This window comes from Variovorax cryoconiti, from assembly GCF_051216395.1.
Taxonomy (GTDB): Bacteria; Pseudomonadota; Gammaproteobacteria; order Burkholderiales; family Burkholderiaceae_C; genus Variovorax.
In genome coordinates this window covers 238,150-264,412 of the sequence record NZ_JBPJZI010000004.1, presented here as the reverse complement: position 1 = coordinate 264,412, position 26,263 = coordinate 238,150, and the positions used below count along the sequence as shown (strand labels likewise).

The window sequence follows — 26,263 nt, the reverse complement described above, 5'->3', positions numbered from 1 at the left end:
GGAGTCATCATGGCAAACATTCTCGGTCTCGTCGCTCTGGCATGTGGTTTGATCGTCGGTCTCGGCGCGATCGGTGCGTCCATCGGCATCGCACTGATGGGCGGCAAGTTCCTCGAATCGTCGGCACGCCAACCCGAGCTCATGAACGACCTCCAAACCAAGATGTTCATCTTGGCCGGTCTGATCGACGCTGCCTTCCTGATCGGTGTGGCCATCGCCCTGCTGTTCGCCTTCGCCAACCCGTTCGCCGCGACCTTCCTGGCCAACCTGCCGAAGTAATCCCGTTCAACGCCACTCAAGAAAGGTGTTGCCGTGAGTATCAACGCGACCCTGTTCGTTCAGGCCATCGTCTTCCTGCTGCTGGTGCTGTTCACGATGAAATTCGTGTGGCCGCCCATTGCGAAGGCGCTGGATGAACGCGCACAAAAGATCGCCGCGGGCCTGGCGGCCGCCGAAAAGGCCAAGGCGGAACTCGCTTCTGCCAATCAGCGCGTCGAGCAGGAACTGGTGAAGTCCCGCAACGAGACGACCAACCTGCTGGCCGACGCCGAGCGCCGCGCCCAGCAGATCGTCGACGAGGCCAAGGGCCGTGCCACCGTGGAAGCCAACAAGATCGTGGCAGCTGCGCAGGCCGAAGCCGAACAGCAATCGGTGCGTGCCCGCGAGGTTCTGCGCGAGCAGGTCGCCGCGCTGGCCGTCAAGGGTGCCGAGCAGATTCTCCGCAAGGAAGTCAATGCCGGCGTCCACGCCGAACTGCTCGACCGCCTGAAGACCGAGCTCTGAGGACGACATGGCCGAACTCGCCACCATCGCCCGTCCTTACGCCGAAGCGCTGTACAAGGCATCGGCAAGCGACCTCGACGGCACGGCCGGCTGGCTCGACCAGCTCGCCGCCGTTGCCGGCAACCCGCAGTTGCTGCAGTTCGCTGCCGACCCGAAGGTCGCGCCTGAACAGGTGTTCGACCTGGTGTCGGGGTTCGTGTCCAACGGCCTTCCGGCTGCCGGCCAGAACTTCCTGCGCACCGTGATCGACAACGGTCGTCTGGCCGCGCTGCCCGAGGTCGCCGTCCAGTTCAATCTGCTGAAGAACGCCCAGCGCGGCGCGTCCGATGCCGTGGTCTACAGCGCCTTCCCGATCGACGGGGCCGGTCTCAAGACCGTTTCCGAGTCGCTGGAACGCCGCTTCGGCCGCAAGCTGAACACGCGGGTCGAACTCGACCCGTCGCTCATCGGTGGCATCCGTGCCGTGGTGGGCGATGAAGTCCTCGACACGTCCGTCAAGGCGCGTCTCGAGCAAATGAAAGCAGCGCTCACCGCTTGATGCGGCGAGGCGGTTGGCCCCATTTATTGAAAGAAGGAAAGAGTCATGCAACTCAATCCCGCAGAGATTTCCGAACTGATCAAGAGCCGCATCGAGGGCCTTGGCGTCAGCGCTGACATTCGCAACCAGGGCACCGTGGTGTCGGTGACCGACGGCATCGTGCGCGTGCACGGCCTGTCGGACGCGATGCAGGGCGAAATGCTCGAATTCACGCCCACCGCCGACGGCACGCCGTCGTACGGCCTGGCCCTGAACCTCGAGCGCGACTCGGTCGGCGCCGTGATCCTGGGCGAGTACGAGCACATCTCCGAAGGCGACACCGTGAAGTGCACGGGCCGCATCCTGGAAGTGCCGGTCGGCCCCGAGCTCATCGGCCGCGTGGTGAACGCACTGGGCCAGCCGATCGACGGCAAGGGTCCGATCAACGCCAAGATGACCGACGTGATCGAGAAGGTCGCACCGGGCGTGATCGCACGGAAGTCCGTCGACCAGCCGCTGCAGACCGGCCTGAAGTCGATCGACTCCATGGTGCCGATCGGCCGCGGCCAGCGCGAGCTGATCATCGGCGACCGCCAGACCGGCAAGACCGCCGTGGCCATCGACGCGATCATCAACCAGAAGGGTCAGGGCGTGACCTGTGTCTACGTCGCGATCGGCCAGAAGGCCTCGTCGATCAAGAACGTGGTGCGCGCACTGGAACAAGCCGGTGCCATGGACTACACGATCGTGGTCGCGGCTTCGGCGTCGGAATCGGCTGCGATGCAGTACGTGTCGGCCTACTCGGGCTGCACGATGGGCGAGTACTTCCGCGACCGCGGCGAAGACGCCCTGATCGTGTACGACGACCTGTCCAAGCAAGCCGTGGCCTACCGCCAGGTCTCGCTGCTGCTGCGCCGCCCGCCAGGCCGCGAAGCCTACCCCGGCGACGTGTTCTATCTCCACAGCCGTCTGCTCGAACGCGCAGCCCGCGTGAATGCCGACTACGTCGAAGCCTTCACCAAGGGTGAAGTCAAGGGCAAGACCGGTTCGCTGACGGCACTGCCGATCATCGAGACGCAAGCCGGCGACGTGTCCGCCTTCGTGCCGACCAACGTGATCTCGATCACCGACGGCCAGATCTTCCTGGAAACCAACCTGTTCAACGCCGGCATCCGTCCCGCCATCAACGCCGGTATCTCGGTGTCGCGCGTGGGCTCGGCCGCTCAGACGAAGATCATCAAGAGCCTGTCGGGCGGTATCCGTACCGACCTGGCCCAGTACCGTGAACTGGCTGCGTTCGCGCAGTTCGCTTCCGACCTGGACGAAGCCACCCGCAAGCAGCTCGACCGCGGTGCCCGCGTGACCGAACTGCTCAAGCAGGCGCAGTACAGCCCGCTGCCCATCTCGCTGATGGGCGCCACGCTGTTCGCGGTGAACAAGGGCTTCATGGACGACCTGGAAGTGAAGAAGGTCCTGGCCTTCGAACACGGCCTGCACCAGTTCCTGAAGACCAGCCACGCGGCACTGCTCGACAAGGTCGAAAAGGCCAAGGCGCTCGACAAGGACGCCGAAGCAGAACTCACGGCCGCAATCACGACGTTCAAGAAGTCCTTCGCCTGATGGCGATCGACAGCAAGGCTTAAGGAGCATCTATGGCAGCCGGCAAGGAAATCCGCGGCAAGATCAAATCGGTGGAGAACACCAAGAAGATCACCAAGGCCATGGAAATGGTGGCCGCGTCGAAGATGCGCAAGGCGCAGGAGCGCATGCGCGCCGCCCGTCCGTACAGCGAGAAGATCCGCAACATCGCGGCGCATCTCGGCCAGGCCAACCCGGAGTACACGCACGCGTTCATGAAGACGAACGAAGCGAAGGCGGCGGGCTACATCCTGGTGACGACCGACAAGGGTCTGTGCGGCGGCATGAACACCAACGTGCTGCGCGCGTTGACGGTCAAGCTGCGCGAGGAGCAGGCCGCCGGCGTGACCGTCGAGGCGGTGGCGATCGGCAACAAGGGCCTGAGCTTCCTCAACCGCATCGGCGCGCGCGTGGTGTCCCACGCCACGCACCTGGGCGACAAGCCGCACCTCGACAAGCTGATCGGCCCCGTCAAGGTGCTGCTCGACGCCTATGCCGAAGGCAAGGTCAACGCGGTCTACCTCTGCTACACCCGGTTCATCAACACGATGCGCCAGGAGTCGGTGGTCGAGCAGCTGCTGCCGCTCGCGTCGGAGTCGTTGAAGGGCGAGGCTGGCCAGCACGCGTGGGACTACATCTACGAGCCCGACGCGCCCAGCGTGATCGACGAGCTGCTGGTGCGCTACGTGGAATCGCTGGTCTACCAGGCCGTGGCGGAAAACATGGCGTCCGAGCAGTCGGCCCGCATGGTGGCCATGAAGGCGGCCACGGACAACGCGGGCAACGTGATCGGCGAACTCAAGCTGATCTACAACAAGACCCGCCAGGCCGGCATCACCAAAGAGCTGTCGGAAATCGTGTCGGGCGCTGCGGCGGCCGCCGGCGTCTGAGCCAGTCTCGACGTCAACCAGATTCAAAAATTAATTGGAGCAGATGATGGCTCAAGCCAATGCAGTGCAAGGCAAGATCGTTCAATGTATCGGTGCCGTGGTCGACGTGGAATTCCCGCGCAACCAGATGCCCAAGATCTATGACGCCCTGAAGTTCGAAGGCAGCGCGCTGACACTCGAAGTGCAGCAGCAGCTCGGCGACGGCGTGGTGCGAACCATCGCGCTCGGTTCGTCCGACGGCCTGCGCCGCGGCCTGATGGTCACCAACACCCACGCACCGATCACCGTGCCCGTGGGCAAGGCCACGCTCGGCCGCATCATGGACGTGCTCGGCGCGCCCATCGACGAGCGCGGCCCGGTCAGCCAGGAACTCACCGCCTCGATCCACCGCAAGGCGCCCGCGTACGACGACCTGTCGCCGTCGCAGGAGCTGCTGGAAACCGGCATCAAGGTGATCGACCTGGTGTGCCCGTTCGCCAAGGGCGGCAAGGTCGGCCTGTTCGGCGGTGCCGGCGTGGGCAAGACCGTGAACATGATGGAACTCATCAACAACATCGCGAAGGCTCACTCGGGCGTGTCGGTGTTCGCCGGTGTGGGCGAGCGGACCCGCGAGGGCAACGACTTCTATCATGAGATGGCCGACTCCGGCGTCGTGAACCTCGAGAACCTCGAGGACTCGAAGGTGGCCATGGTCTACGGCCAGATGAACGAACCCCCGGGCAACCGTCTGCGCGTCGCGCTGACCGGCCTGACCATTGCCGAGTCGTTCCGCGACGAAGGCAAGGACGTGCTGTTCTTCGTGGACAACATCTACCGCTACACGCTGGCCGGGACCGAAGTGTCGGCACTGCTGGGTCGCATGCCTTCCGCCGTGGGCTACCAGCCGACGCTGGCCGAGGAAATGGGCCGCCTGCAAGAGCGGATCACGTCGACCAAGGTCGGCTCGATCACCTCGATCCAGGCCGTCTACGTGCCAGCCGACGACTACACCGATCCGTCGCCTGCCACCACCTTCGCCCACTTGGACTCGACCGTCGCCTTGTCGCGTGAAATCGCATCGCTGGGCATCTACCCGGCCGTGGACCCGCTGGACTCGACCTCGCGCCAGCTGTCGCCGGCCGTCGTCGGTGAAGAGCACTACAACGTGGCCCGCGCCGTGCAAGGCACGCTGCAGCGCTACAAGGAACTGCGCGACATCATCGCCATTCTGGGCATGGACGAACTGGCACCGGACGACAAGCTGGCCGTGGCCCGCGCCCGCAAGATCCAGCGTTTCCTGTCGCAGCCCTTCCACGTGGCCGAGGTGTTCACGGGTTCGCCGGGCAAGTACGTTCCGCTGACCGAAACCATCCGTGGTTTCAAGATGATCGTGGAAGGCGAGTGCGACCACCTGCCGGAACAGGCGTTCTACATGGTCGGGACGATCGACGAAGCCTTCGAAAAAGCCAAAAAGGTCGCGTAAAGCGGCGCATTCGACCGCCTGGCTTCGTTGCCGTGCTCGCCGTACTTCGTGTACGGCTCTGCGCGGCGCCTTACCAGACGGCCGACTGCTTGCTCTACGAAGTTCTCTTTAGAACGGCAAAGGAAAAAACATGGCAAACACCATTCACGTCGACGTCGTCAGCGCGGAAGAGTCGATCTTCTCGGGCGAAGCACGCTTCGTCGCGCTGCCCGGTGAAGCCGGCGAGCTCGGCATCTACCCGCGCCACACGCCGCTGATTACGCGCATCCGCCCGGGTGCCGTGCGCATCGAGATGGCCGACGGCGGCGAAGAGTTCGTCTTCGTGGCCGGTGGCATCCTCGAGGTGCAGCCCCACACCGTCACCGTGCTGTCCGACACCGCGATCCGCGGCAAGGACCTCGACGACGAGAAGGCCAACGCCGCCAAGGCCGCCGCCGAGGAAGCGCTGAAGAACGCCAAGAGCGACATCGACATCGCGATGGCGCAGTCGGAACTGGCCGTGATGGCCGCGCAGATCGCTGCGCTGCGCAAGTACCGTCAGAAGAGGTAAGGCGGTTCGCCGTTTGCGATGAAGCCGCCCTCGGGCGGCTTTTTCATTGGCGCGGTCGAAGCTGAATGAATAGGTGGACGGTTTGGCCTGTAAATGGTCGAAGTTAAGCCTTGTCTGGCTGAAGCCCTCTCTCTAGTATCCGGCTTCCGCCTTGGCCATCCGTTGCCGAGCGCGCGAGAGACGGAGACAACGCATGGAACGCTGGCGCGGCCTGACGGCCGACGAAATGCAGCTGCTCGAGACGACCTTCTGGTCGACGGGCGGCTCGCGCCATGGCATGGCCGAACAGCTCGGCTTCTCCAAGAGCAAGGCGAATGCGCTGATCGCCGGCCTGGTCGACCAGGGCCTGCTGGCGGAAGCCGGCTTGCAGCGCTCCTCGGGCGGCCGCCGCGCCGAAAACCTGCAGATCAATGGCTCGCTCGGCGTGCTGGTGGGCATCGACATCGGCGCCACCAGCCTCGACCTCGCCGTGCTCGGCCCCGACCTGCAGCCGCTGGCCCAGTGTTCGGAAGCGGCCGATGTGCTGCAGGGGCCCGGCGTCGTGCTGGCGCGGGTGCGGGTGCTCATGCGCGAGCTGCTCGTGCAGTGCGGGCTCGACGCGTCGAAGGTGATGGGCATCGGCATCGGCGTTCCCGGACCGGTGAACTTCCAGATCGGCCAGCTCGTCAACCCGCCGCTCATGCCCGCCTGGGACGGCTTCTCGATCCGCGAGGCGCTGCGCGAGGACTATGCGGCGCCGGTCTTCGTCGACAACGACGTCAACCTGATGGCGCTGGGCGAGCTCTGGCGCCTCAAGCGCACGCTCTCCAACTTCCTCGTCATCAAGGTGGGCACCGGCATCGGCTGCGGCATCGTCTGCCACGGCGAGGTGTACCGCGGCGCGGCCGGTTCGGCCGGCGACGTAGGCCACATCTGCGTCGACCAGGAAGGCCCGCGCTGCCACTGCGGCAACGTCGGCTGCGTCGAGATGATGGCCGCCGGTCCGGCGATCGCGCGCATGGCCGTTCAGGCGGCGGAGGCGGGCGAGAGCACGATGCTCGCGGAGCGTCTGCGCGCGCAGGGCCGGCTCGACGCGCTCGACGTGTCCCATGCCGGCCGGGCCGGCGACGCCGCGGCCAACGCCATCATCCAGCGCGCCGGCAACCTGCTTGGCCAGATGCTGGCGTCGGTGGTGAACTTCTTCAACCCGTCGCACGTCTTCATCGGCGGCGGCATCACGCACATCGGCCCGCTGTTCCTCGCGGCGGTGCGCCAGAGCGTGTACCAGCGCTCGCTGGCGCTGTCGACGCGGCACCTGGAGATCCAGTACACGCCGCTGGGCGCGCAGGCCGGCATCATCGGCGCGGGCGTGCTGGCCATGCAGGAAACGCTGAAGGTAAAAGGGGTCGCACCATGAACGGACTGGCCGTCGACTTCGACGCCATCGAGAAGGCCTTCGGGCCGGTGCAGGTGCTGCACGGCGTGAGCTTCTCGCTTGCGCCCGGCCGGGTCTACGGCCTGCTGGGCGAGAACGGCGCGGGCAAGTCCACGCTGATGAAGATCCTCGCGGGCTACGAGCGGCCGAGCGGCGGCACCCTGCGCATCGACGGCGCGCCGCAGCAGTTCGCCAGCTCGCGCGACGCCGAGGCGCTGGGCATCGTGCTGATCCACCAGGAGTTCAACCTGGCCGACGACCTGAGCGTGGCGCAGAACATCTTCCTGGGCCATGAAAAGAAGAAAGGCTGGCTGCTCGACGATGCGGCGATGGAGCGCGACGCTGCCGCCGCGCTGGCCCAGGTCGGCTTGCGGATCGACCCGAAGACCAAGGTCCGCCGGCTCATCGTCGCCGAGAAGCAGCTGGTCGAGATCGCCAAGGCCATCGCGCGCCGCGCGCGGCTTCTCATCATGGACGAGCCGACCGCCACGCTCACGCCGGGCGAGACCGAGCGCCTCTTCAAGCTGATCGCCCAGCTACGCGCCGAGGGCGTGACCATCGTCTACATCTCGCACAAGCTCGACGAGGTCGAGCGCGTGACCGACGACGTGATCGTGATGCGCGACGGCCGCTTCGTCATGCGCTCGCCCACGGCGCACATCACCCGCCACGAGATGGCGAATCGGATGGTCGGTCGCGAACTGACCGACCTTTACCCGCCGCGCGATGCCGTCGTGCGCGACGTGGCGCCCGCCATGAAGGTGCACGACTTCAACGTCCCCGGCTGGGCACACGGCGCGAGCTTCGAAGTGCGTCCCGGCGAGATCCTCGGCTTCGCCGGCCTGGTGGGTGCGGGCCGTACCGAGCTGTTCGAAGGGCTGATGGGTCTGCGCCCGGCGAGTGGCCACGTCGAGATGCTCGGGCGCGCAGTGCCGAACAACAAGGGCTGGCGCAACCCGCGCGATGCCGCCAAGCACGGCTTCTCCTACCTGAGCGAAGACCGCAAGGGCAAGGGGCTACACGTGCACTTCGGCCTGCGCCAGAACCTCACGCTGATGGCGCTGGAGCGCTACGCGACGCCGTGGCTGCGGCCCGCCGCCGAGCGCGCCGCGCTGGCCGAGGCCGTGAAGGACTACGGCATCCGCACCGGCTCGCTCGACGTGCACGCGTCGTCCCTGTCGGGCGGCAACCAGCAGAAGCTCGCACTCGCCAAGGTGCTGCAGCCGCAACCGAAGGTCGTGGTGCTCGACGAGCCCACCCGCGGCGTCGACATCGGGGCCAAGCGCGACATCTATTTCCTGATCCAGCGGCTCGCCCGCGAAGGGCTCGCCGTGATCGTCGTCTCGTCCGAACTGATGGAGCTGATCGGCCTGTGCCACCGTGTCGCGGTGATGCGCGCCGGCCGGCTCGTGACCACGCTTGACGCCGACCATCTCACCGAAGAACAACTCATCGCCCATGCCACAGGAACCGCCCATGAACACGCCAACGCCTGAGGCGGCCACGCACCGCGCCGAGAGCCGACCCGGCTGGGCCGCGCGCCTGCACGGCATCGGCCCGGTCATCGGCCTGGTGCTGCTGTGCATCGCCGGCACGCTGCTCAACGGCGACTTCGCCACGGCCGACAACGCGATGAACGTGCTCACCCGCACCGCCTTCATCGGCATCATCGCGGTGGGCATGTGCTTCGTGATCATCTCGGGCGGCATCGACCTGTCGGTCGGCTCGATGGCCGCGCTCATCGCCGGCAGCGTGATCATGTTCATCAACTGGGCCGGGCCCGCCACCGGCTCGCCGCTGATGGCGGTGATGCTCGGCGCCACGCTCGCGGTGGTGCTGGGCGCGATGTTCGGGCTGGCGCACGGCCTGCTCATCACCAAGGGCCGCATCGAGCCCTTCATCGTGACGCTGGGCACGCTCGGCATCTTCCGCGCCTACCTCACCTACTTCGCCGATGGTGGCGCGCTCACGCTCGACAACGACCTGTCGGACCTCTACGCGCCGGTCTACTACGCGAGCCTCGCGGGCATCCCGGTGCCGGTGTGGGTCTTCTTCGTCGTCGCGGTGATCGGCGGCGTGATCCTCAACCGCACCGCCTACGGCCGCTACGTGCAGGCCATCGGCTCGAACGAGCAGGTGGCGCGCTACGCCGCAGTGGACGTCGACCGCGTGAAGATCCTGACCTACGTGCTGCTCGGCGTGTGCGTCGGCATCGCGACGCTGCTCTACGTGCCGCGCCTGGGCTCGGCATCACCGACCACCGGCCTGCTGTGGGAGCTCGAAGCCATCGCGGCCGTGATCGTCGGCGGCACCGCGCTCAAGGGCGGCGCGGGCAGCATCACCGGCACGGTGATCGGCGCGATCCTGCTCTCGGTCATCAGCAACATCCTGAACCTCACCAGCATCATCAGCGTGTACCTGAACGCGGCGGTGCAGGGCTTCGTGATCATCATCGTCGCGTTCCTTCAACGCGGCCGACGTTGAGCTTTCCGTTCCCGTTCCATCCAACCACAAGGAGACAAGCAGCATGATCCATATCACCCGACGCCTCGCCCTCACGGCTGTGGCCGCAGCAGCGCTTGCCAGCGTGCCGGCCCTCGCCGCCGAGAAGGTCAACCTCGGCGTCTCGATCCCGGCCGCCACCCACAGCTTCATGGGCGGCATCAACTACTGGGCCAACCAGGCGAAGAAGGACCTGGAGAAGGAGCACAAGGACCTGAAGATCACGATCAAGACCGCCAGCGGCGCGCCCGAGCAGGCCAACCAGCTGCAGGACTTCACCACGGTCACCAAGATCAACGCCCTCGTGATCTTTCCGTTCGAGTCGGCTGCGCTGACCAAGCCGGTGGCGCAGGTGAAGGCCAAGGGCGCCTACGTGACGGTGGTCGACCGCGGCCTGACCGACACCAGCGCGCAGGACGCCTACGTCGCTGGCGACAACACCGCCTTCGGCAAGATCCCGGCCGAGTACATCGTGAAGAAGCTAGGCGGCAAGGGCAATGTGGTGGCGCTGCGCGGCATCGCGACCACGCTGGACAACGAGCGCATGGACGCCTTCAACGCGGTGCTCAAGAACCACCCCGACGTGAAGCTGCTCGATGCCAAGTACGCCAACTGGAACCGCGACGACGCCTTCAAGGTGACGCAGGACTACCTCACGCGCTTCAAGCAGATCGATGCGATCTGGGCGGCCGACGACGACATGGCCGTGGGCGTGCTCAAGGCCATCGAGCAGGCCAAGCGCGACGACATCAAGATCGTGTTCGGCGGCGCGGGCGCCAAGGGCATGGTCAAGACCATCATGGACGGCAAGAACAAGATGATCGACGCCGACGTGAGCTATTCGCCCAAGTTCATCTACGACGCGATCAAGCTCACCGCCGAGGCGCGCCTGAAGGGCGAGAAGCTGCCGGCCACCACGATCATCCCGTCGGTCCTGATCACGAAGGACAACGCCAAGGACTTCTACTTCCCCAACTCGCCGTTCTGATGTGACTGCGGACAACGCTTCGCGCAAGCTGCGCTACGCCATGGTCGGCGGCGGCCGCGACGCCTTCATCGGCGCGGTGCACCGCCATGCCATCGCGCTCGACGGCCAGTGCGAGCTGGTGGCCGGTGCGCTGTCGTCGAACGCCGAGAAGGCGCGCGCTTCGGGCCGCGACCTGTTCCTGGCGGACGACCGCAACCATGGCGACTGGCAGGCGCTGCTGGCCGACGAGGCGAAGCGTCCGGCGCATGAGCGCATCGACTTCGTCGTGATCGTCACGCCGAACCATGTGCATTTCCCGGTGGCCCAGGCCTTCGTGGAAGCCGGCTTCCACGTCGTGTGCGACAAGCCGCTGGTGCACACACGCGCCGAGGCCGACGCGCTGGTCGCGGCGGTGGCCGCGCAGGGCACGGTCTTCGGCGTGACCTACAACTACGGCGGCTACCCGATGGTCCGCCAGGCGCGCGCGATGGTGCGCGCGGGCGAGATCGGTGAGGTGCGCAAGGTCATCGTCGAGTACAGCCAGGGCTGGCTCGCGGCGCCGCTGGAGGCGAGCGGCAACAAGCAGGCCGGCTGGCGCACCGACCCGGCGCGCAGCGGGGCGGCCGGCGCCATCGGCGACATCGGCACGCATGCGGAGAACCTGATCGCGACCGTCACCGGCCTCGCCATCGAGCGCCTCTGCGCCGACCTCGGCGCGCTGGTGCCCGGCCGTGCGCTCGACGACGATGCCAATGTGCTGCTGCGCTTTTCCAACGGCGCGCGCGGCGTGCTGGTGGCCTCGCAGATCAACACCGGCCTCGAGAACGACCTGCGCCTGCGCGTGACCGGGACGCAGGGCACGCTCGACTGGCGGCAGGAGCAGCCGAGCGAGCTGGTGCATTTCCCGGCCGAGGGGCCCAAGCGCATCCTCACGCGCGGCTCGCCGTGGCTGCATGCATCGGCACGGCGCGCCAGCCGTCTGCCCAGCGGCCACCCCGAAGGTTTCATCGAGGCCTTCGCCAACGTCTATGCGGGCGTGGTGGCGGACATCCGGGCGCGGCTCGACGGCGTCGCGGCGGACCCGCTCGCCGCCGACTATCCGCGCGTGGAAGATGGCGCGCGCGGCGTGCGCTTCATCGAGCGCACGGTCGCCTCGGCCGCCAGCGCCGCTAAGTGGACGGACTGGTAGGCGCCGCCCAGGCCGCCTCGCCGAGGGGCCCGTGGCCTGTCAGTTGCCGCGTGATCGCCGCCTTCAGCGGCGGAAAGCGTTGCGCGCCCTCGAGCACCAGTTGCCGCAGCAGCCGAAGCGGCGCGCGGTTGTCGGCGTAGAGCTTTGCGACCGCATGGGTGCCGTGGTAGATCCACCGGGTCTGCCGGCGGTGCGTGGCTTCGTAGGCGGCGAGTAGCGGGGCGGCACCGATGTCCTGGCCCGCACGATGCGCCGGCACCACCAGGGCGGCCAGCGTGCCCACGCCCCGCAGGCCGAGGTTGTAGCCGTGCGCCGTCACCGGGTGCATGCCCACCGCGGCATCGCCGACGAGCGCACTGCGCATGCTGCAAAAGCGGTGCGCATAGGTCGCGACCAGCGGGTAGGCATGGCGCTCGCCGGCCATCGCCATGCGGCCGAGCCGGTCGTGGAACTGGCGCTGGACCAGCGCGGTGAAATCCGTCGGGGGCAGTGCCATCAACTCTGCGGCCGCGCCCGCATCGGCCGTCAGCACGACCGACGACGCATCGCCCGACAGCGGCAGCACGGCCAGCGTGCGTTCGTAGCCGAAGCACTCGTGCGCCACCTCGCCATGCGGCCGCGCGTGCTGCATGCGGCAGACCACCATCGTGCGGCCGAAGTCGTGCAGATCGGCACCGATGCCGAGCTGGCGGCGCGTGGTCGAGAAACGGCTGTCGGCGGCCACCAGCAGCCGGGCGCGCAGGCACTCGCCGGTGGGCGAGGGCACGGTTTCGAAGAAGACCTCGGCGTGGGTCGGCAAGGTGCGCACCTGCGAGGCCCGAATGTCGCAGACGATGCGCAGCGTCGGCACGGCGCTCGCCACCTCGAAGCTCGCGCGCCGCAGCGCATGGTTGGGCACGATCCAGCCCAGCACGTCGGCGTCGGTGCCGTCGCCACGCCCCTCGCGTCGTGCGTTGAAGTCCAGCAGGGCGCGGGCGTGGCCACCGTCGTGCACCTGCGCTTCGCGGATGACGCCGATCTCGTGCACCGCGAGCCGCGGCCAGATGCCGAGCCGCTTCAGCAGCGCGACGCTGTCGTGCGTGAGCGCGATCTCGCGGCCATCGTCCTTCGGTGCCGACAGCGCGGTGCACGCCTGCGCGTCGAGCACGATGACCGAAAGGCCGGCCTGCCCCAATGAAATGGCCAGTGCCAGCCCGGCCGGGCCGGCACCGATGACGAGGACATCGCTGTCCAGGGGCTGTTGCATCGCGCGCCTCGAAGTGTTGACCGTGGCATTGTGCGGGCCACGCCTGGGCGCCGTCGTTGACGGGCGTCAAGCGCCCTGCGGCGCGCGATGCCTGCTCAAGACATCAGGCTGACATGCGCCGACACCACGCGCCAGCCCTCGGGCAGGCGCACCCAGGTCTGGCTCTGGCGGCCGATGCGGTCGCTGCCGGCACGCTTGAACTCGATGTTGGTCACGGCCAGGTCCTGGCCGTAGCTCGTGATCGCCGTGACGGTCACTTCGCGTTCCAGGTTCACCGCGGGGCGGGCCTGGCGGAAGGCGCGGATCGCGTCGTAGCCGTACAGGTTCTCGCCCGCGCCGTAGCGCAGCGTGTGCGGCGAGTCGAAGAAGAGCCGGTCGAGCACGGCCACGTCGTTGGTGACGAGCGCGTGCTGGTATTCGGCGAAGGCGGCCGTCACTTCTTCGAGCACGGCGGGCAGGTTGATATCGGAGAGGGCAACGGTCACGGTCTTACTTTCCACCCCAATGCACGAAGCGACGCTCCGCCATCAGGAACACGAGGTTCATCACATAGCCGAGCAAGCCGGCCGCGAAGATCGAAGCGTACATGTCGGGCATGTCGAAGATGGTCTGCGCGTTCATGATGCGCTGGCCCAGCCCGTCGGTCGAGCCGATGAACATCTCGGCCACGATCACGATCACCAGCGCGATCGACACGCCCGAGCGCATGCCCACGAACACCTGCGGCATCGACTCCAGCAGGATCACGTCGGTCAGCACCCGCCAGCGCGGCGCGCCCATCACCTTGGCCGCGAGCTGGCGCTGCTTGCGTGCGCTCATCACGCCATAGGCCACGTTGAAGAGAATCGCCAGCGCCGCGCCGAAGGCCGCCACCGCGATCTTGGTCGCCTCACCCACGCCGAACAGCACGAGGAAGAGCGGGAACATCGCCGAGGCCGGCGTCGAGCGGAAGAAGTCGATGGCGAACTCGATCGACTGGTAGATCTTCTCGTTCGAGCCCAGCACGATGCCCAGCGGTACGGAGATGACCAGCGCCAGCCCGAAGGAGCTGAGCGTGCGCACGATGGTCTTGTAGAAGTCGCCCCACAGCGTGCCGTGCGCGATGCCGTTCCAGAAGGCGGCGAGCGCCTCCATCGGCGACGGCAGCAGCACCGGGTCGACCGCGCGCGTGGCGTGCACGAAGGCCCACAGGCCGATCAGCACCGCCATGCCGACGAGCGGGCGCAGGCGGGCGGCGGTGCGTTCGGAGATCGCGATCATGGCTTGCGCACCTCCCGCTGGAAGATCTCCAGCGCGCGGGTCTTGGTGGCGATGAAGGCCGGGCTGAGCGTGGTGTCGGCGGTGCGCGGGCGCGGCACGTCGAAGGGCAGGTTCTCGGCCACGCGCGTGGGCCGCTTGGTCAGCAGCAGCACCTCGTCGGCCAGCAGCACGGCTTCGTCGAGGTCGTGCGACACCAGCATGGTGGTGGTCTGCCGTTCGGTGAGCACCTTCTGCAGGCGCTCGCGCAGGAACATGACCATCTCGTAGTCGAGCGCGGAAAACGGTTCGTCGAGGAACAGCACTTCGGGGTCGACCACCAGCGCCCGCATGATCGACACCAGCTGCTGCTGGCCGCCGGACATCTGGTACGGATAGCGGTTGAGGTCGAACTTCACCTCGAAGCTCTCCACCAGCCGGTCGAGCCGCGCCTGCCGCTCGCCCTTGGCGATGTCCAGGTACTGCAGGGGGTAGCGGATGTTGTCGATGGCGCGCATCCACGGGAACACCGCTTCGCGGTAGTTCTGGAAGACGTAGCCGATGCGCGTGTCGCGCGCCTCCTTGCCCTCGAACAGGATCTGCCCGGCGTCGTAGGGCAGGATGCCCGAGATCATGTTGATCAGCGTACTTTTACCGCAGCCGTTGGGGCCGAACACCGAGACGATCTTGCCCTTCGGGATGTCGAGGTCGAAGTCGTCGTAGATGGTCGCGTCCTGAAAGCGCTTGGTCAGGCCGCGGATGGTGATGTGCGTGCCCTCCGGGTACCAGCGATGCGACTTGTCGCCGCTCGCGGTGTCGGGCAATGCGGCCCCGATCGGCTGGTTCGAATCCATCACGCGCATCAGAACGAACGGACCAGCGTCTTGCCGTCGATCTTCTCCTTGACCACGCCCAGCTCGGTGCCGATGTCGAGGAATTTCTGGAAATCGCCCACGTCGGCGGCGCTCATGTCCTTGACCATCACGATGCGCGGCAGCGGCACGGTGGCGGCCAGTTCCGGTGGCACCTTCATGCCCTGCACCAGGTAGCCGCGCGCGCTGCTGTCGGCCTGCGCTTCCTTCACGCCGCGGGCCCACGCCGCGGCGAAGCGCTTGGCCACGTCGGGCTTGTCGGCCATGAACTTGCCCGACATCACGGCGCCGGCAGCGAAGGCCGAGGCGCTCTTGTTGCCCAGCAGGTAGGTCGAGATCACGCCGGTCTCGACGCGCTTGCCGACCTTCTGCGCCACCATGATCGTGGCCGACGGCTCCAGCGTGTAGCCGCCGTCGAAGTTGCCCGACTGCAGCGCGCCGACGTGCACGCCGATCTGTTGCTCCTGGATCGTGAAGTCCTTGCCTTCGACCAGGCCCACCTTCTTGAGCACCGCGCGCGCCGCGCCGATGTTGGCGGGGCCGGGCGCCGAGAACAGCTTGAAGCCGTTCTTGAAGTCCTTCAGCGACTTGGCCGGGCTGTCGGCCTTGACCACGAACTGCTCGATCACGTGCTGCGAATTCTGGCCGTTGAGCGAGATGTACTTCAGCGTGTTGGGCCGGCGCGCTTCCATGTTGGCGCCTTCGAGCGTCACCAGGTTCACGGCCGCGTCGATGCCGTTGGACACCAGCGCCTGCACCGTCAGCGGGTGGCTGGTCATGGGCACTTCCTCGATCTCGAGGTCGGCGTCCTTGAAGTAGCCGCGGTTCATGGCGACGTAGAAGGGCAGCGCGGCGCTCGAAGGGAACACACCGACCTTGATCTTGTCGGCCGCAGCGGCCGGCATGCAGAGCGTGGCGGCGGCGAGCGCGAGCGCGCCGGCGATCAGGCGGCCGGCGCGCAGGGGAGCGGAAAGAAGGACGGGACGCGACATCGTGGGTTACTCCGGAAGATTGAGAGGCGATGAAAGGGTGGGATAGGAATGCGGGTCGAAGAAGCTCTGCCCGGCGCGGTACACGCGCGGCGCCGACATGTCGGGCGGCGCACCGGCCTCGACCGCGCCTTCGAAGGTGAGCTCGATCTGCACGCCGCTCGGGTCGTAGACGAAGAGCTGCCACAGCGTGGTGCCGGGCACCAGGAACTCGCGCCAGTCGAGCTGCGCCGCGCGAAAGCGCGCGACGTACGCGTGGTAGCCCGAGCAGGCGAGCGACACATGGTCGATGGCGCCGCTGCCGCTCGGCACCAGGCCCGCGTTGCCCAGCGCCGGGCCACCGGCGTACACATGGATGATGGCCTGGCCACCGGGTTGGCCGCAGGCGAGCCAGGCGCCGGGGTAGCCGAAGTCGGGGCGGGCGATCTCGCGCAGGCCGATCACGCCGACCCAGAAGGCACGCGTGGCGGCGAGGTTCGCGGTCTTGATCGCGAGGTGGAACAGGCCGTGGGTGATGGCGGCGTTCATGCACTCTCCTTCCGTGATATGGCCGAGGCGTCGAGCGCCACGTCGCGGAACAGCGCCGACAGGTCGTCGAGGAAGCCCGGCTCGGTCTTCCAGCGCGTGCCCTCGATGGGGTCCGAGCCGGCGAGCATGGTGTCGGTCGCGGCGATCGACAGCGCCATCGCGAAGCGGATGCGTTCGCCCCGCGCGGCCTCGACCTGCGCGAGCCAGTCGCGCGGCGACAGGCGGTCGGCGCCAATCTCCCGCGCGAGGATCATCGCGGCCGCGCAGGCATCTTCCATCGACTGCGTCGCGCCCTGGCCCAGCGTCGGCGCCATGCCGTGCGCGCTGTCGCCGAGGTACATCACCTGGCGCACCGGCTCGGCGAAGCGCACGTCCGATTCCTGCATGCGCGCCCAGTGCGTCTGTGCGAGGTTGGCGCACAGCGCGTCCATCAGCCACTGGGCCTCTGCGCTGAAGACCCCGCTCGCGGGCCGGTAGGCGGCGCGCAATACGGCTTCGGTGTTCCAGGCGTCGTCGATGGGCGCACCGGGCTCGATCGGGAAGGTGGCGGCGATGTACACGTGGCCCGGCGGCACGCGGAAGGCCAGCAGCCGGTGCGGCCCGTTGAACCATTGGCCGTAGTCGTCGATGAGGCCGCCGCTGGTGTCGGGCACCAGCGTGCGCACGATCGCCACGCCCACGTGGCGCGGCTCGGGCAGGCCCGAGAAGGCGGCGCGCGTGGCCGAGTAGCGGCCGTCGGTGCCCACCAGCAGGTCGATGTCGTCGAGGGTGTGCTGCGCGCCGTCCTGCGTGTAGCGCACGGTGGTCCGGGTGGCGTCGTTGGCGCTCGGGCCGAGGGCGTCGATCTCGCAGCCGTAGCGGATCGCCGGGCCCGCACCGGCGCGCAGCACGCGGTACAGCTCCGACCAGCGGATGCGGATGCCCGGGTTGTCGGCCACCTGTGCGATCGGCAGGTCGAGCAGCACCGTGCCGTCGGTCAGCGACACCTGCCAGCGTTGCCAGGGCAGGCTGGCGGCTTCGACCTCGGCGGCCAGCGCCGGGTCGCACAGGCGCAGCGCCTTGATGGCGTTGGGGCCGACGTTGAGGCCGGTGCCGGCTTCCGAATGGTCCTCGGGGCTCACGCGTTCGAGGCAGTGCAGCTCCACGCCGGGCAACAGGGCCAGGCGCCGCGCCAGGATGGCACCGGCCACGCCGGCGCCGATGATCACGATCTTCATGCGGGTTGACTTTCGGGAAGGGACGGGAGCGGCCAGCGGCGAGCCTGCGGCTGCTGCCGCTCGAAGGCCAGGCCGAGCGCGCACAGCAGCGCGTCGCTGCCCTGCGGGCCGATCAGCTGGAAGCCGATCGGCAGGCCGTCGGCCGACGGCGCGGCCGGCAGCGCCAGCGCGGGCAGGCCGGCGCCGTTGACGAAGGCGGTGAACACCGCGTGGCCGCGCGGGTCGACGCGTTGGCCGGCTATGTGGGTCGGATGGCTCTGCTCGGCGGGCCACGGCATGGCGGCGCAGGCCGGCGTGAGCACCAGGTCGACGTCCTCGAAGACATGGTCCATCGCGTCGCGCAGCGCGTGCTGGTGGACTTGCGCATTGAACAGGTCGACCGCGCGCAGCGAACGGCCGGTGACCAGCATCGCGGCCAGGGTGGGCGTCATGCGCGCATCGTCCTTCGGCGTGCTGTCGTGCAGCACGGCGGCCAGGCCCGTCGCGCTCAGCACCGGCCAGGCGAGGCGGTTGAACACATGCACCGCGGCCGGGGCGTCGGCCGCCGTCACGTGGTGGCCCATGCCGCGCAGTTGGGCCGCGACGGCGGCCATGCGCTGGTCGATGACCGGGTCGACCGGACCCCCGGCGATGCGCGACCAGTGCGCGATGCGCAACGGCTGCGGCGCGGGCAGCGCGAGCGGGTCGAGGTGGCGCAGGGTCGGCGCGATCACCTGCAGCACACGCACCAGGTCGGCCGTGCTGCGGGCGATGGGGCCGATCACCTCCAGGCCCGGCAGCATCTCGGGCAGGCCGTGCGCGCGCGGCACCGTGCCCCACGAGGGCTTCAGGCCGACCAGGCCGGTGTAGGCGGCCGGCCGGCGGATCGAGCCGCCGCCGTCGGTCGCCAGCGCCGCCGGGCCGATGCCCGCCGCCACGGCCGCGACGGCACCGCCGCTCGAGCCGCCGGGCGTGAGCGCGGTGTTCCACGGGTTGCGCGTCGTGCCGAACACGAGGTTGTCGGTGTAGCCCTGCAGCGTGAACTCCGGCACGTTGGTCTTGGCGAACAGCAGCGCACCGGCGTCGCGCAGCCGCTGCGCCGGCGATTCGTCGCGCAGCTGCGCATGCGCCGGGTACAGCGCGCTGCCCCAGCGGCAGGGCATGCCGGCCACGGGGATGTTGTCCTTCACACTGATCGGCACGCCGTCGAGCGCCGACAGCGGCGCACCGCGCAGCCAGCGGCGTTCGCTCTCGCGCGCCGCAGCGTAGGCGGCGCTGTCGTCGCGCGCGATCACGGCGTTGATCTTCGGGTTCACCGCGTCGAGCCGCGCCAGCACGCTGCCCAGCGCCTCGACCGGTGAGAGCGTGCGGGCGGCATAGGCCTGCGCCAGCGCGCCGATGTCGAGCTGCCAGGGGGCGGTCATCGGCAACCTCCGCCCTGCGGGCTGCGGTGCTGCGCGCCTTCGGGCGGCCGGGCGGCGCTCATGTCATGCCTCGCGCGATCACGGCGACCAGCCCGCCGCCGTCGGGGCCCTGGTGCTCCGCGCCGCCGGACACGAAGATGCGCCCGTCGCCCAGCACGCCGGCCACCAGCCCGCCCACCGCGCCGCGGATGTGGCGCTGGGCGTTGATGTCGGTGTCGTCGAGCATGGTGTGGCGCGCACCGCGCACGCGGCCGCGGCGGTCGGGTTCGCACTTGACGAAGACGGCGGCCACGCGCGCTGCGTCGGCCTCGCTCAGCTGCGGTTCGGCGACCAGGCCCAGCGGGCGCAGCGCCTGTGCCACGGCGCCCAGGTCGAGGGCGTCGCGCATCGGCGCACAGGCCATGCGCAGGTCGCCTTGCCACTGCGGGCTGTGGCCCAGCACGATCACCTCGTTGGCTTCGACCTCGACGCCGGACGACACGCTGGCGCGCGCCGAGAAGCGGCTGAAGTCGGTGAGCATCGCGGCTTCGAGCGCCGCGTCGTCGGGCAGTTCGCCCAGGGCGATGGCGACGCCGAAGGCGCCGGCCGCACGGGCCGTGGCCATCGAGCGGTTGGCATCGGCCGTGAGCACCGTGTGGCCCGCCGCAGCCGCCGCCTGGGCGCGTGCGGCGGTCACGCACGGGCACTTGACCTGCACGAAGGCGATGTCTTCGGCACGCGCGATGCCGGCGTCGCGCATGGCCGCGCGCACCGCGTCGGCCACCGATTCGACGTGGGCCCAGCGGCCCACGTGCTGCGCGGCCAGCGGCGCGCTCACGGCGGTACCAATGGCGAGCGCGCCGGAGCCACAGGCCTCGTTCCCCGGCGCATCCGGCCGACCGCTGCGCGAGAACACCACGTAGTGCGGGCTCAGCACGCCCTCGGTGCCGCCGGAAAGAATGCAGGGCAGCTCGCGCAGCAGCGTCGCGGCCGGGCGACCGGTGCGCTCGGCCAGCAGCGCCATCAGCGTCTGCGTGAAGTAGCCGCGGGTGAAGTCGTTGACGCCGCCGTTGCCCTCGGTCTTGCCGATCACGGCCACGATGTCGGCGGCCCGCAGCGTGCCGGCGTCGAGCAGCGCGGCCAGCGCCGACAGGTCGCCGGGGTGGGCCATGCCCAGGCGTTGCACGCGCAGCGTGGGGCGCGTGTCGATCGCAGGGTCGGCACGGTCGGGGGCGGCGGGAGAAGGGGTTAGCAGGGCGTCCATGGATGCTGCAATGCAACAGATGCACCCAGTATGGGCAGCGCCCCTGCAAACTTCCAGCGCATAGTTTCTCTCGCACTGCACACATTTTGTGTGCACTCATGCGTTGTCGGCGCGCTCAGCCCGGGAGTGCGGCCAACCGGTTCACCAGCGCTTCCATGAAGGACAGCGTGGCGATCGGCAGCGTGCGGCCGGCGCGCGACATCAGCACCAGCTGGCTGTTGGTGAGCGTCCGGTCGGTCAGCGGAATTGCCACCAGCGCGCCGCGTCGCGCCTCGTTCTGCGTGCCGATCTGGAACTGGAAGCTGATGGCGCCGGTGCGCAGGGTGAATTCCTTCAGCGTCTGCACCGTGCTGGCCTCCAGCGCCACCTGCAGCGTCATGTGCGAACGCGCCATCAGCGCGTCGAGCAGGCGCCGGCTGCCGAAGGACCGGTCGCCCAGCGCCACGGTGTAGGTCTGGCAGTCGGCCAGGCGCAGTGTTTCGCGGCCGGCCAGCGGGTGGTCGGGCCGCAGCATCGCGCACAGCGGCTGGGGAACGGCGGCGATGACGCGCAGTGCGTCCGAGGGCACCGGGTCGTGCACCAGGATCAGCTCCACGTCGTCGGCCAGGAGCGCCGCCACCAGCACGCCGGTCACGCCCGCGGCGATCTGGAACTGCACGCCCGGGTGCGTCTGCTGGTACTGCGCGATGGTGTCGGGGATCAGGTCGACGGCGACCGATTCGGCGCAGCCGATGCGCACGGTGCCGCGCACCAGGCCGCGCAGCTGCTCGATCTGCGATTCGGCCGAGCGCATGTCGGCCATGCTGCGCCGGACTGCCGCGATCAGCACCTCGCCGGCCGACGTGAGCCGCACGCCGCGCGGCAGCCGCTCGAACAGCGGCGTGCCCACGTCGGACTCGATCTCGAGGATCTTCCGGTTGAGCGCGGTCGACGCCACGTGCAGCTTCTCGGCCGCTTTGCGGATCGAACCGGCCCGTGCGACGGCGTCGAGGTAGACGAAATGGCGGGGCGGGTGGAGCATGGGTGGGCGTTCCGTCGTCAGGCCGCGACGGGTGCCGAAGATTGTTTCACAGGGGGTGGGGCTGCGCCGACCGGGGCGCCTCGGCGCCTTCCGGCAGGCGGTCGCTGTCGATCCACACCTTGGTCGGCCCGCCCACGCGCGAGAGTTGCATGTGGTACTCGTAGCGCTCCGGGTGGTAGAGGCCGATGAGGAATTGCACCGGCCGCCCCGTGCTGTCGCGCACCACGCGCGACACCCGCAGCAGCGGCACACCGGGCGCCAGCTTGAGCGCCTTGGCCACGTGCAGGTCGGCCAGTGCGGCGCCCATGGTCTGCTCCGCGGCCTCGACCTGCACGCCATGGCGTTCGAGCGCGACCAGCATCGGCATGTCCTGCAGCGTGCTGCGTGCCACCGCGTCGGCCAGGTCGGCCGGCAGGAAGACCTCGGTGTAGGCGATCGGCTGGCCCTTGAACTTGCGGATGCGCACCACCTTCAGCACCCGCGCACCGGACGCAAGTTGGAGCGCCGTGCTGACCGGCGACGGCGCCTGCACCAGCCGCCATTCGAGCACCGTGACCTTGGTGCGCAGGCCCATGTTCACGATGTTGTCGAGCAGGCCGCCGCGCAGCTTCAGGTGGCGCGGCGGCTCGGCCTGCGCCGCCGGCAGCGTGCCCTTGCCGCGCAGCCGCACCACCAGCCCTTCTTCCTCGAGCCGCGCCAGCGCGGAGCGAACGGTGACGCGCGCCACGCCGAACTCTTCGGCCAGCAGGCGCTCGCCGGGCAGCGGCAGGCCGCGCTCGTACATGCCGCTCTTGAGCCGCTCGCGCAGGATCAGCCGCAGCTGGTGGAAGCGCGGAACGGCGGGGGCGTGGTCGGGACCGGCGGGCATGGCCACGCCAATGTAGGCGGTGCCACCGCGGCGGGCAATCGGCGCCCGCCCTTTGCTCATTCGTAGCGCTTGCCCAGCGCCAGCATCTCGGGCGTGCCGATCACGCCGTTGAGCGTGTCGAAGGACAGCATCTGCGGCAGCCACGGCGTGGTCGTGCCGTGCGCGCGCAGGCTTTGCAGGTAACCCTGCAGCGCGAAGCTCAGCGCCCGCACCGTGCCGCCCGGGAAGATGGCGATGCGGTAGCCCAGCGACTGCAGCTCGGCCGACGGCAGCACCGGTGTCTTGCCGCCCTCGACCATGTTGGCCAGCATCGGCGCGCGATGCGACAGGCGTGCCAGGGCGGCGGCCATGTCTTCCTTGCTGCGCAGCGCCTCGACGAACAGCACGTCGGCGCCGGCCTCGGCGTAGCGCTCGGCGCGTTCCAGCGCGGGCTCGAGGCCTTCGACAGCGACGGCGTCGGTGCGAGCGATGATCAGCGTGTCGGCGTTGCGACGCGCGTCGACCGCGGCGCGGATCTTCCCGGCCATCTCGGCCGCCGGCACGATCGTCTTGCCGTCGAGGTGGCCGCAGCGCTTGGGCAGGGTCTGGTCCTCGAGCTGGATGGCCGAGGCGCCGGCCCGCTCGAGCAGCTGCACCGTGCGGCGCACGTTCAGCGCGTTGCCGAAGCCGGTGTCGGCATCGACGATCAGCTGCAGGGCGGTGCGCTCGCGGATGTGGCCTGTCACGGCCACCACGTCGTCGAGCGAGAGCAGGCCGATGTCGGGCCGGCCGAAACGCGTGTAGGCGATGCTGGCACCCGACAGGTAGGCGGCCTCGAAGCCGGCCTGTTCGACCAGCAGGGCGGAGAGCGCGTCGTAGACGCCAGGGGCCGTGACGATGCTCGGTGATTGGAGGCGTGTGCGGAGGGTCATGGGGGGGAGGAGGTTCGTTGGGCGGCGATGTCGCCGCGCGCGAGGCGCTGCTGAAGATGCGGCACCAGGCCGCCGTCGCGCACCATCGCAATCAGATGGGCCGGCACCGCTTCGCACTGCAACGTGCGGCCGGTGGCGGTGTCATGCAGCTGCGCGGCGTCGAGGTCGAGCGCGAGCGATGCGCCGTCGACCAGGCTCGGCGCCTCGGCGCACACCAGCAGCGGCAGGCCGAGGTTGAAGCCGTTGCGGTAGTAGAGGCCCGCGTACGACACCGCCACCACGCCGGCCACGCCCAGGTGTCGCAGCACCTCGACCGCCTGTTCGCGCGACGAGCCCGCGCCGAAGTTGCGCCCGGCCACGACGATGTCGCCCGGCCGCACGGTGGCGGCGAATGCCGGCGAGATCGATTCGAGGCAGTGTTTGGCGATCTCGTCCACGCCGAACTTCATGTAGCGCCCCGGCGCCAGCAGGTCGGTGTTGAGGTCGTCGCCGAAGACCCAGGCGCGGCCGCTCGATGGTGTCGTCATGCCAGCATCTCCCGCGCATCGACGATGCGCCCCGCGATGGCCGATGCGGCCACGGTGAAGGGCGAGGCCAGGTAGACCTGCGACGAGTCCGCGCCCATGCGCCCCTTGAAGTTGCGCGCCGTGGTGCTGATGGCCACGGTGTTCTCGCCGAAGACATTGGCGCCGTAGCCGGCGCAGGCACCGCAGGCGTTGGGCAGCAGTTCGGCACCGGCGTCCAGCAGCGCGCCCAGCGTGCCCTCGGCGGCGGCCTGTGCCTGGTCGGCGGCGCTGGCGGGTGCCACCATCAAGCGCACGCCCTTGGCCACGCGCTGGCCGCGCAGCACCTGCGCAGCCATGCGCAGGTCGTCGAGCTTGGCGCCGGTGCAGGCGCCGACGTAGGCGATGTCGACCACGGTGCCCGCGAACACGCCCACCACCTGCGACTGCGCCGGGCTGTGCGGCGCGGCCACCTGCGGCGCGAGCGCGGAGGCATCGAGGCGATGGTCGGCCAGCAGCGCGGCGCCGTCGTCCGTGTGCCAGGGCGCGGTGTCGACGTCGTGCACGCCGACACCTGCGAGCCATTCGGCCGTCACCGCGTCGGGCGCGACGAGGCCGGCCTGGCCGCCGAGCTCGGCCGTCATGTTCGACAGCGTCATGCGCTCCTGCATCGACAGCGCGCGCACCGCCGGGCCCGCGTACTCGACCGCCTGGTACTGGCCGCCATCCATGCCAAAGCGGCCGCACAGGTGCAGCATCATGTCCTTGGCCGACACGCCCGGCGCGAGCCGGCCGTCCCAGTGCATGCGGATGGTGTGCGGCACCTTGAGCCAGATTTCGCCGGTCACCAGCACGCCGAACATCTCGGTCGCGCCCACGCCGAACATGTAGGCCCCGAAGGCGCCGCCGGTGGGCGAATGGCTGTCGCCGCCGACCGCGAACAGGCCGGGGCGCAGGTGGCCCTTCTGCGGCAGCACCACGTGGCAGATGCCCTCGGTGTCGTGAAAGCGGGTGATGCCCACGTCCTTCACCCAGTCGCGCGCGATCTGCACGATGGCGCGGCTGTCGGCGTCGTGCGCCGGCACGTAGTGGTCGGTGATGACGACCACCTTGTCGGGGTCCCACACCTTGGCGCCGAGCTTCTGGAGCATCGGCTTCACGCGGCGCGGGCCGCCCGAGTCGTGCATCATGGCCAGGTCGACCCGGCAGGTGACGATCTCGCCCGGCGTCACCGCGCCGACACCGGCCGCGCGCGCAACCAGCTTCTGCGCCAGTGTCTGTGGCTGCATGCTCATTCCACCGAGGCGCCCGAGGCCTTGATGATCTTCGCCCAGCGTTGCACGTCCTGCGCGACGAAGGTGGTGAAGGCCTGCGGCGTCATGTCGGCGGCGGTGGCGGCTTCGGTGTCCATGCGCTCCTTGTACGAGGGGCTTTCCAGCGCCTTCTTCACCGCAGCGTAGAGCTTGTCGGTCACGGCCGGCGGCATCTTGGCCGGGCCGAACAGGCCGAACCAGGCGCTCGACTCGAAGCCCTTCACCGTGTTACCGATCACCGGCACCTTGGCGAACTGCGGCAGCGGCGCGGTGCTGCTCACGCCGAGGAATTTGATCGCGGGGTTCTGCCGATGCGGCAGCACGTTGACCGTGCTGGCGAACATCAGGTCGACCGTGCCGGCCAGGGTGTCGGTGAGCGCCGGGCCGGTGCCCTTGTAGGGCACGTTCAGGATGTCGGTGCCGGTCATCATCTTGAACTGCTCGCTCGCCAGGTGCAGCGACGAGCCCTGTGCGCCGATGGCGAAACTCAGCTTGCCCGGGTTTTTCTTCGCATAGGCGATGAGGCCCGCCATGTCGTCGAAGGGCACGTCCTTGCGCGCCACCAGCACGCTGGGCACGCGCGCGACCATGGTGATGGGCGTGAAGTCCTTCACCGGATCGAAGGGCAGGTTCTTGTAGAGCGTGGCGTTGATCGTGTGGCCGGTGAAGCTCATCAGCAGCGTGCTGCCGTCGGCCGGTGCCTTGGCCACGTAGGCGGCCGCGATGTTGCCGCCGGCACCGGCGCGGTTCTCGACCAGCACCGGGCGTTGCAGGGTCTCGCCCATCGCCCGGCCGATCACGCGGGCCAGCGTGTCGGTGGTGCCGCCGGCGGGGCTGCCGACGACGATGGTGATGGGCTTGTTGTCCTGCGCAAAGGCCAGGGGTGCGGCCAGGGCGCCGGCCAGGCCCAGGAACAGGGCGGCCGCGCGGGTGCGCGCTGCGTTGGTTTTCTTCGTCATCGTGTCTCCGTTGTCGTGCAGTACCTGCACTTTAGGAGCCTG

The 26,263-nt window shown here is 68.9% G+C and carries 27 protein-coding genes; 12 read left to right on the top strand and 15 right to left on the bottom strand.

Features of this window, described 5'->3' with window-relative positions; all coding sequences use genetic code 11:
* Positions 1-9: 9 nt before the first annotated feature.
* The 12 genes from atpE (at position 10) to ACSFA2_RS13010 (ending at position 11,912) form a co-directional block, all read left to right on the top strand.
* The gene (atpE, locus tag ACSFA2_RS13065; protein ID WP_140844704.1) at positions 10-279 is read left to right on the top strand and encodes a F0F1 ATP synthase subunit C; all 270 of its coding nucleotides are present in this window, start codon (positions 10-12) and stop codon (positions 277-279) included.
* A 33-nt stretch (positions 280-312) separates the two neighbouring features.
* Positions 313-783: a F0F1 ATP synthase subunit B gene (locus ACSFA2_RS13060; RefSeq protein WP_435455748.1), complete on the top strand. Its 471-nt coding sequence runs from the start codon at positions 313-315 to the stop codon at positions 781-783.
* Positions 784-790: 7 nt separating this feature from the next.
* Positions 791-1,321 (top strand): F0F1 ATP synthase subunit delta, encoded by a 531-nt coding sequence (locus ACSFA2_RS13055; RefSeq protein WP_435455747.1) that lies wholly within the window; start codon positions 791-793, stop codon positions 1,319-1,321.
* A gap of 45 nt (positions 1,322-1,366) precedes the next feature.
* Complete coding sequence (gene atpA / locus ACSFA2_RS13050; protein WP_435455746.1) at positions 1,367-2,920, top strand: F0F1 ATP synthase subunit alpha; 1,554 nt, start codon at positions 1,367-1,369, stop codon at positions 2,918-2,920.
* A gap of 32 nt (positions 2,921-2,952) precedes the next feature.
* Entirely contained in the window at positions 2,953-3,828 is an 876-nt protein-coding gene (gene atpG, locus ACSFA2_RS13045; RefSeq protein ID WP_435455745.1) for a F0F1 ATP synthase subunit gamma, read from the top strand.
* Between the two features lie 46 nt (positions 3,829-3,874).
* A complete protein-coding gene (gene atpD, locus ACSFA2_RS13040; protein WP_435455744.1) occupies positions 3,875-5,290 on the top strand; it encodes a F0F1 ATP synthase subunit beta in 1,416 nt (471 codons plus the stop codon).
* Positions 5,291-5,420: 130 nt separating this feature from the next.
* The gene (locus tag ACSFA2_RS13035; protein WP_435455743.1) at positions 5,421-5,840 is read left to right on the top strand and encodes a F0F1 ATP synthase subunit epsilon; all 420 of its coding nucleotides are present in this window, start codon (positions 5,421-5,423) and stop codon (positions 5,838-5,840) included.
* 226 nt (positions 5,841-6,066) lie between these two features.
* Positions 6,067-7,236, top strand: a complete 1,170-nt coding sequence (locus ACSFA2_RS13030) for an ROK family protein (RefSeq protein WP_435455888.1) — start codon at positions 6,067-6,069, stop codon at positions 7,234-7,236.
* Complete coding sequence (locus ACSFA2_RS13025) at positions 7,233-8,750, top strand: sugar ABC transporter ATP-binding protein (RefSeq protein WP_435455742.1); 1,518 nt, start codon at positions 7,233-7,235, stop codon at positions 8,748-8,750. Before ACSFA2_RS13030 ends, ACSFA2_RS13025 begins: the two co-directional genes overlap by 4 nt.
* The gene (locus ACSFA2_RS13020) at positions 8,731-9,738 is read left to right on the top strand and encodes an ABC transporter permease (RefSeq protein ID WP_435455741.1); all 1,008 of its coding nucleotides are present in this window, start codon (positions 8,731-8,733) and stop codon (positions 9,736-9,738) included. Before ACSFA2_RS13025 ends, ACSFA2_RS13020 begins: the two co-directional genes overlap by 20 nt.
* Before the next feature lie 43 nt (positions 9,739-9,781).
* Positions 9,782-10,744 (top strand): substrate-binding domain-containing protein, encoded by a 963-nt coding sequence (locus tag ACSFA2_RS13015; RefSeq protein WP_435455740.1) that lies wholly within the window; start codon positions 9,782-9,784, stop codon positions 10,742-10,744.
* Positions 10,745-10,784: 40 nt separating this feature from the next.
* Positions 10,785-11,912, top strand: coding sequence for a Gfo/Idh/MocA family protein (locus ACSFA2_RS13010; RefSeq protein WP_435455887.1), 1,128 nt, complete (start codon positions 10,785-10,787; stop codon positions 11,910-11,912).
* On the opposite strand, the gene ubiM is transcribed toward ACSFA2_RS13010, so the two are convergent.
* The 15 genes from ubiM to ACSFA2_RS12935 form a co-directional block, all read right to left on the bottom strand.
* Entirely contained in the window at positions 11,893-13,158 is a 1,266-nt protein-coding gene (gene ubiM / locus ACSFA2_RS13005) for a 5-demethoxyubiquinol-8 5-hydroxylase UbiM (protein WP_435455739.1), read from the bottom strand. The genes ACSFA2_RS13010 and ubiM overlap by 20 nt on opposite strands.
* Before the next feature lie 95 nt (positions 13,159-13,253).
* Positions 13,254-13,643, bottom strand: coding sequence for an oxalurate catabolism protein HpxZ (gene hpxZ / locus ACSFA2_RS13000; RefSeq protein WP_435455738.1), 390 nt, complete (start codon positions 13,641-13,643; stop codon positions 13,254-13,256).
* Positions 13,644-13,647: 4 nt separating this feature from the next.
* A complete protein-coding gene (locus tag ACSFA2_RS12995; RefSeq protein ID WP_435455737.1) occupies positions 13,648-14,418 on the bottom strand; it encodes an ABC transporter permease in 771 nt (256 codons plus the stop codon).
* The gene (locus ACSFA2_RS12990) at positions 14,415-15,257 is read right to left on the bottom strand and encodes an ABC transporter ATP-binding protein (protein ID WP_435455736.1); all 843 of its coding nucleotides are present in this window, start codon (positions 15,255-15,257) and stop codon (positions 14,415-14,417) included. The genes ACSFA2_RS12995 and ACSFA2_RS12990 overlap by 4 nt, the downstream gene beginning before the upstream one ends.
* Positions 15,257-16,258, bottom strand: coding sequence for an ABC transporter substrate-binding protein (locus ACSFA2_RS12985; RefSeq protein WP_435455735.1), 1,002 nt, complete (start codon positions 16,256-16,258; stop codon positions 15,257-15,259). Before ACSFA2_RS12985 ends, ACSFA2_RS12990 begins: the two co-directional genes overlap by 1 nt.
* A 6-nt stretch (positions 16,259-16,264) precedes the next feature.
* Positions 16,265-16,783 (bottom strand): VOC family protein, encoded by a 519-nt coding sequence (locus ACSFA2_RS12980; RefSeq protein ID WP_435455734.1) that lies wholly within the window; start codon positions 16,781-16,783, stop codon positions 16,265-16,267.
* A complete protein-coding gene (locus tag ACSFA2_RS12975; RefSeq protein WP_435455733.1) occupies positions 16,780-18,000 on the bottom strand; it encodes an FAD-dependent oxidoreductase in 1,221 nt (406 codons plus the stop codon). Before ACSFA2_RS12975 ends, ACSFA2_RS12980 begins: the two co-directional genes overlap by 4 nt.
* Complete coding sequence (locus tag ACSFA2_RS12970; RefSeq protein ID WP_435455732.1) at positions 17,997-19,403, bottom strand: amidase; 1,407 nt, start codon at positions 19,401-19,403, stop codon at positions 17,997-17,999. Before ACSFA2_RS12970 ends, ACSFA2_RS12975 begins: the two co-directional genes overlap by 4 nt.
* 58 nt (positions 19,404-19,461) lie before the next feature.
* Positions 19,462-20,646, bottom strand: coding sequence for a cyanuric acid amidohydrolase (gene atzD, locus ACSFA2_RS12965; protein WP_435455731.1), 1,185 nt, complete (start codon positions 20,644-20,646; stop codon positions 19,462-19,464).
* A 115-nt stretch (positions 20,647-20,761) separates the two neighbouring features.
* Positions 20,762-21,667 (bottom strand): LysR family transcriptional regulator, encoded by a 906-nt coding sequence (locus ACSFA2_RS12960; protein ID WP_435455730.1) that lies wholly within the window; start codon positions 21,665-21,667, stop codon positions 20,762-20,764.
* Between the two features lie 46 nt (positions 21,668-21,713).
* Positions 21,714-22,535, bottom strand: a complete 822-nt coding sequence (locus tag ACSFA2_RS12955; RefSeq protein ID WP_435455729.1) for a GntR family transcriptional regulator — start codon at positions 22,533-22,535, stop codon at positions 21,714-21,716.
* A 56-nt stretch (positions 22,536-22,591) separates the two neighbouring features.
* Positions 22,592-23,446 carry an isocitrate lyase/PEP mutase family protein gene (locus ACSFA2_RS12950; protein ID WP_435455728.1) on the bottom strand — a complete coding sequence of 285 codons (855 nt, stop codon included), beginning with the start codon at positions 23,444-23,446 and terminating at the stop codon, positions 22,592-22,594.
* Positions 23,443-23,973 carry a LeuD/DmdB family oxidoreductase small subunit gene (locus ACSFA2_RS12945; protein WP_435455727.1) on the bottom strand — a complete coding sequence of 177 codons (531 nt, stop codon included), beginning with the start codon at positions 23,971-23,973 and terminating at the stop codon, positions 23,443-23,445. Before ACSFA2_RS12945 ends, ACSFA2_RS12950 begins: the two co-directional genes overlap by 4 nt.
* Positions 23,970-25,238 carry a 3-isopropylmalate dehydratase large subunit gene (locus ACSFA2_RS12940; RefSeq protein ID WP_435455726.1) on the bottom strand — a complete coding sequence of 423 codons (1,269 nt, stop codon included), beginning with the start codon at positions 25,236-25,238 and terminating at the stop codon, positions 23,970-23,972. Before ACSFA2_RS12940 ends, ACSFA2_RS12945 begins: the two co-directional genes overlap by 4 nt.
* A gap of 2 nt (positions 25,239-25,240) precedes the next feature.
* Complete coding sequence (locus ACSFA2_RS12935; RefSeq protein WP_435455725.1) at positions 25,241-26,221, bottom strand: tripartite tricarboxylate transporter substrate-binding protein; 981 nt, start codon at positions 26,219-26,221, stop codon at positions 25,241-25,243.
* Positions 26,222-26,263 lie beyond the last annotated feature (42 nt).

Bases quoted from the DNA above. Each gene is read 5' to 3' on its own strand.
- atpE (WP_140844704.1), top strand. From the start codon at position 10: ATGGCAAACATTCTCGGTCTCGTCGCTCTGGCATGTGGTTTGATCGTC.
- ACSFA2_RS13055 (WP_435455747.1), top strand. From the start codon at position 791: ATGGCCGAACTCGCCACCATCGCCCGTCCTTACGCCGAAGCGCTGTAC.
- atpA (WP_435455746.1), top strand. From the start codon at position 1,367: ATGCAACTCAATCCCGCAGAGATTTCCGAACTGATCAAGAGCCGCATC.
- atpG (WP_435455745.1), top strand. From the start codon at position 2,953: ATGGCAGCCGGCAAGGAAATCCGCGGCAAGATCAAATCGGTGGAGAAC.
- atpD (WP_435455744.1), top strand. From the start codon at position 3,875: ATGGCTCAAGCCAATGCAGTGCAAGGCAAGATCGTTCAATGTATCGGT.
- ACSFA2_RS13035 (WP_435455743.1), top strand. From the start codon at position 5,421: ATGGCAAACACCATTCACGTCGACGTCGTCAGCGCGGAAGAGTCGATC.
- ACSFA2_RS13030 (WP_435455888.1), top strand. From the start codon at position 6,067: ATGCAGCTGCTCGAGACGACCTTCTGGTCGACGGGCGGCTCGCGCCAT.
- ACSFA2_RS13025 (WP_435455742.1), top strand. From the start codon at position 7,233: ATGAACGGACTGGCCGTCGACTTCGACGCCATCGAGAAGGCCTTCGGG.
- ACSFA2_RS13020 (WP_435455741.1), top strand. From the start codon at position 8,731: ATGAACACGCCAACGCCTGAGGCGGCCACGCACCGCGCCGAGAGCCGA.
- ACSFA2_RS13015 (WP_435455740.1), top strand. From the start codon at position 9,782: ATGATCCATATCACCCGACGCCTCGCCCTCACGGCTGTGGCCGCAGCA.
- ACSFA2_RS13010 (WP_435455887.1), top strand. From the start codon at position 10,785: ATGGTCGGCGGCGGCCGCGACGCCTTCATCGGCGCGGTGCACCGCCAT.
- ubiM (WP_435455739.1), bottom strand. From the start codon at position 13,158: ATGCAACAGCCCCTGGACAGCGATGTCCTCGTCATCGGTGCCGGCCCG.
- ACSFA2_RS12995 (WP_435455737.1), bottom strand. From the start codon at position 14,418: ATGATCGCGATCTCCGAACGCACCGCCGCCCGCCTGCGCCCGCTCGTC.
- ACSFA2_RS12990 (WP_435455736.1), bottom strand. From the start codon at position 15,257: ATGCGCGTGATGGATTCGAACCAGCCGATCGGGGCCGCATTGCCCGAC.
- ACSFA2_RS12985 (WP_435455735.1), bottom strand. From the start codon at position 16,258: ATGTCGCGTCCCGTCCTTCTTTCCGCTCCCCTGCGCGCCGGCCGCCTG.
- ACSFA2_RS12980 (WP_435455734.1), bottom strand. From the start codon at position 16,783: ATGAACGCCGCCATCACCCACGGCCTGTTCCACCTCGCGATCAAGACC.
- ACSFA2_RS12975 (WP_435455733.1), bottom strand. From the start codon at position 18,000: ATGAAGATCGTGATCATCGGCGCCGGCGTGGCCGGTGCCATCCTGGCG.
- ACSFA2_RS12970 (WP_435455732.1), bottom strand. From the start codon at position 19,403: ATGACCGCCCCCTGGCAGCTCGACATCGGCGCGCTGGCGCAGGCCTAT.
- atzD (WP_435455731.1), bottom strand. From the start codon at position 20,646: ATGGACGCCCTGCTAACCCCTTCTCCCGCCGCCCCCGACCGTGCCGAC.
- ACSFA2_RS12960 (WP_435455730.1), bottom strand. From the start codon at position 21,667: ATGCTCCACCCGCCCCGCCATTTCGTCTACCTCGACGCCGTCGCACGG.
- ACSFA2_RS12955 (WP_435455729.1), bottom strand. From the start codon at position 22,535: ATGCCCGCCGGTCCCGACCACGCCCCCGCCGTTCCGCGCTTCCACCAG.
- ACSFA2_RS12950 (WP_435455728.1), bottom strand. From the start codon at position 23,446: ATGACCCTCCGCACACGCCTCCAATCACCGAGCATCGTCACGGCCCCT.
- ACSFA2_RS12945 (WP_435455727.1), bottom strand. From the start codon at position 23,973: ATGACGACACCATCGAGCGGCCGCGCCTGGGTCTTCGGCGACGACCTC.
- ACSFA2_RS12940 (WP_435455726.1), bottom strand. From the start codon at position 25,238: ATGCAGCCACAGACACTGGCGCAGAAGCTGGTTGCGCGCGCGGCCGGT.
- ACSFA2_RS12935 (WP_435455725.1), bottom strand. From the start codon at position 26,221: ATGACGAAGAAAACCAACGCAGCGCGCACCCGCGCGGCCGCCCTGTTC.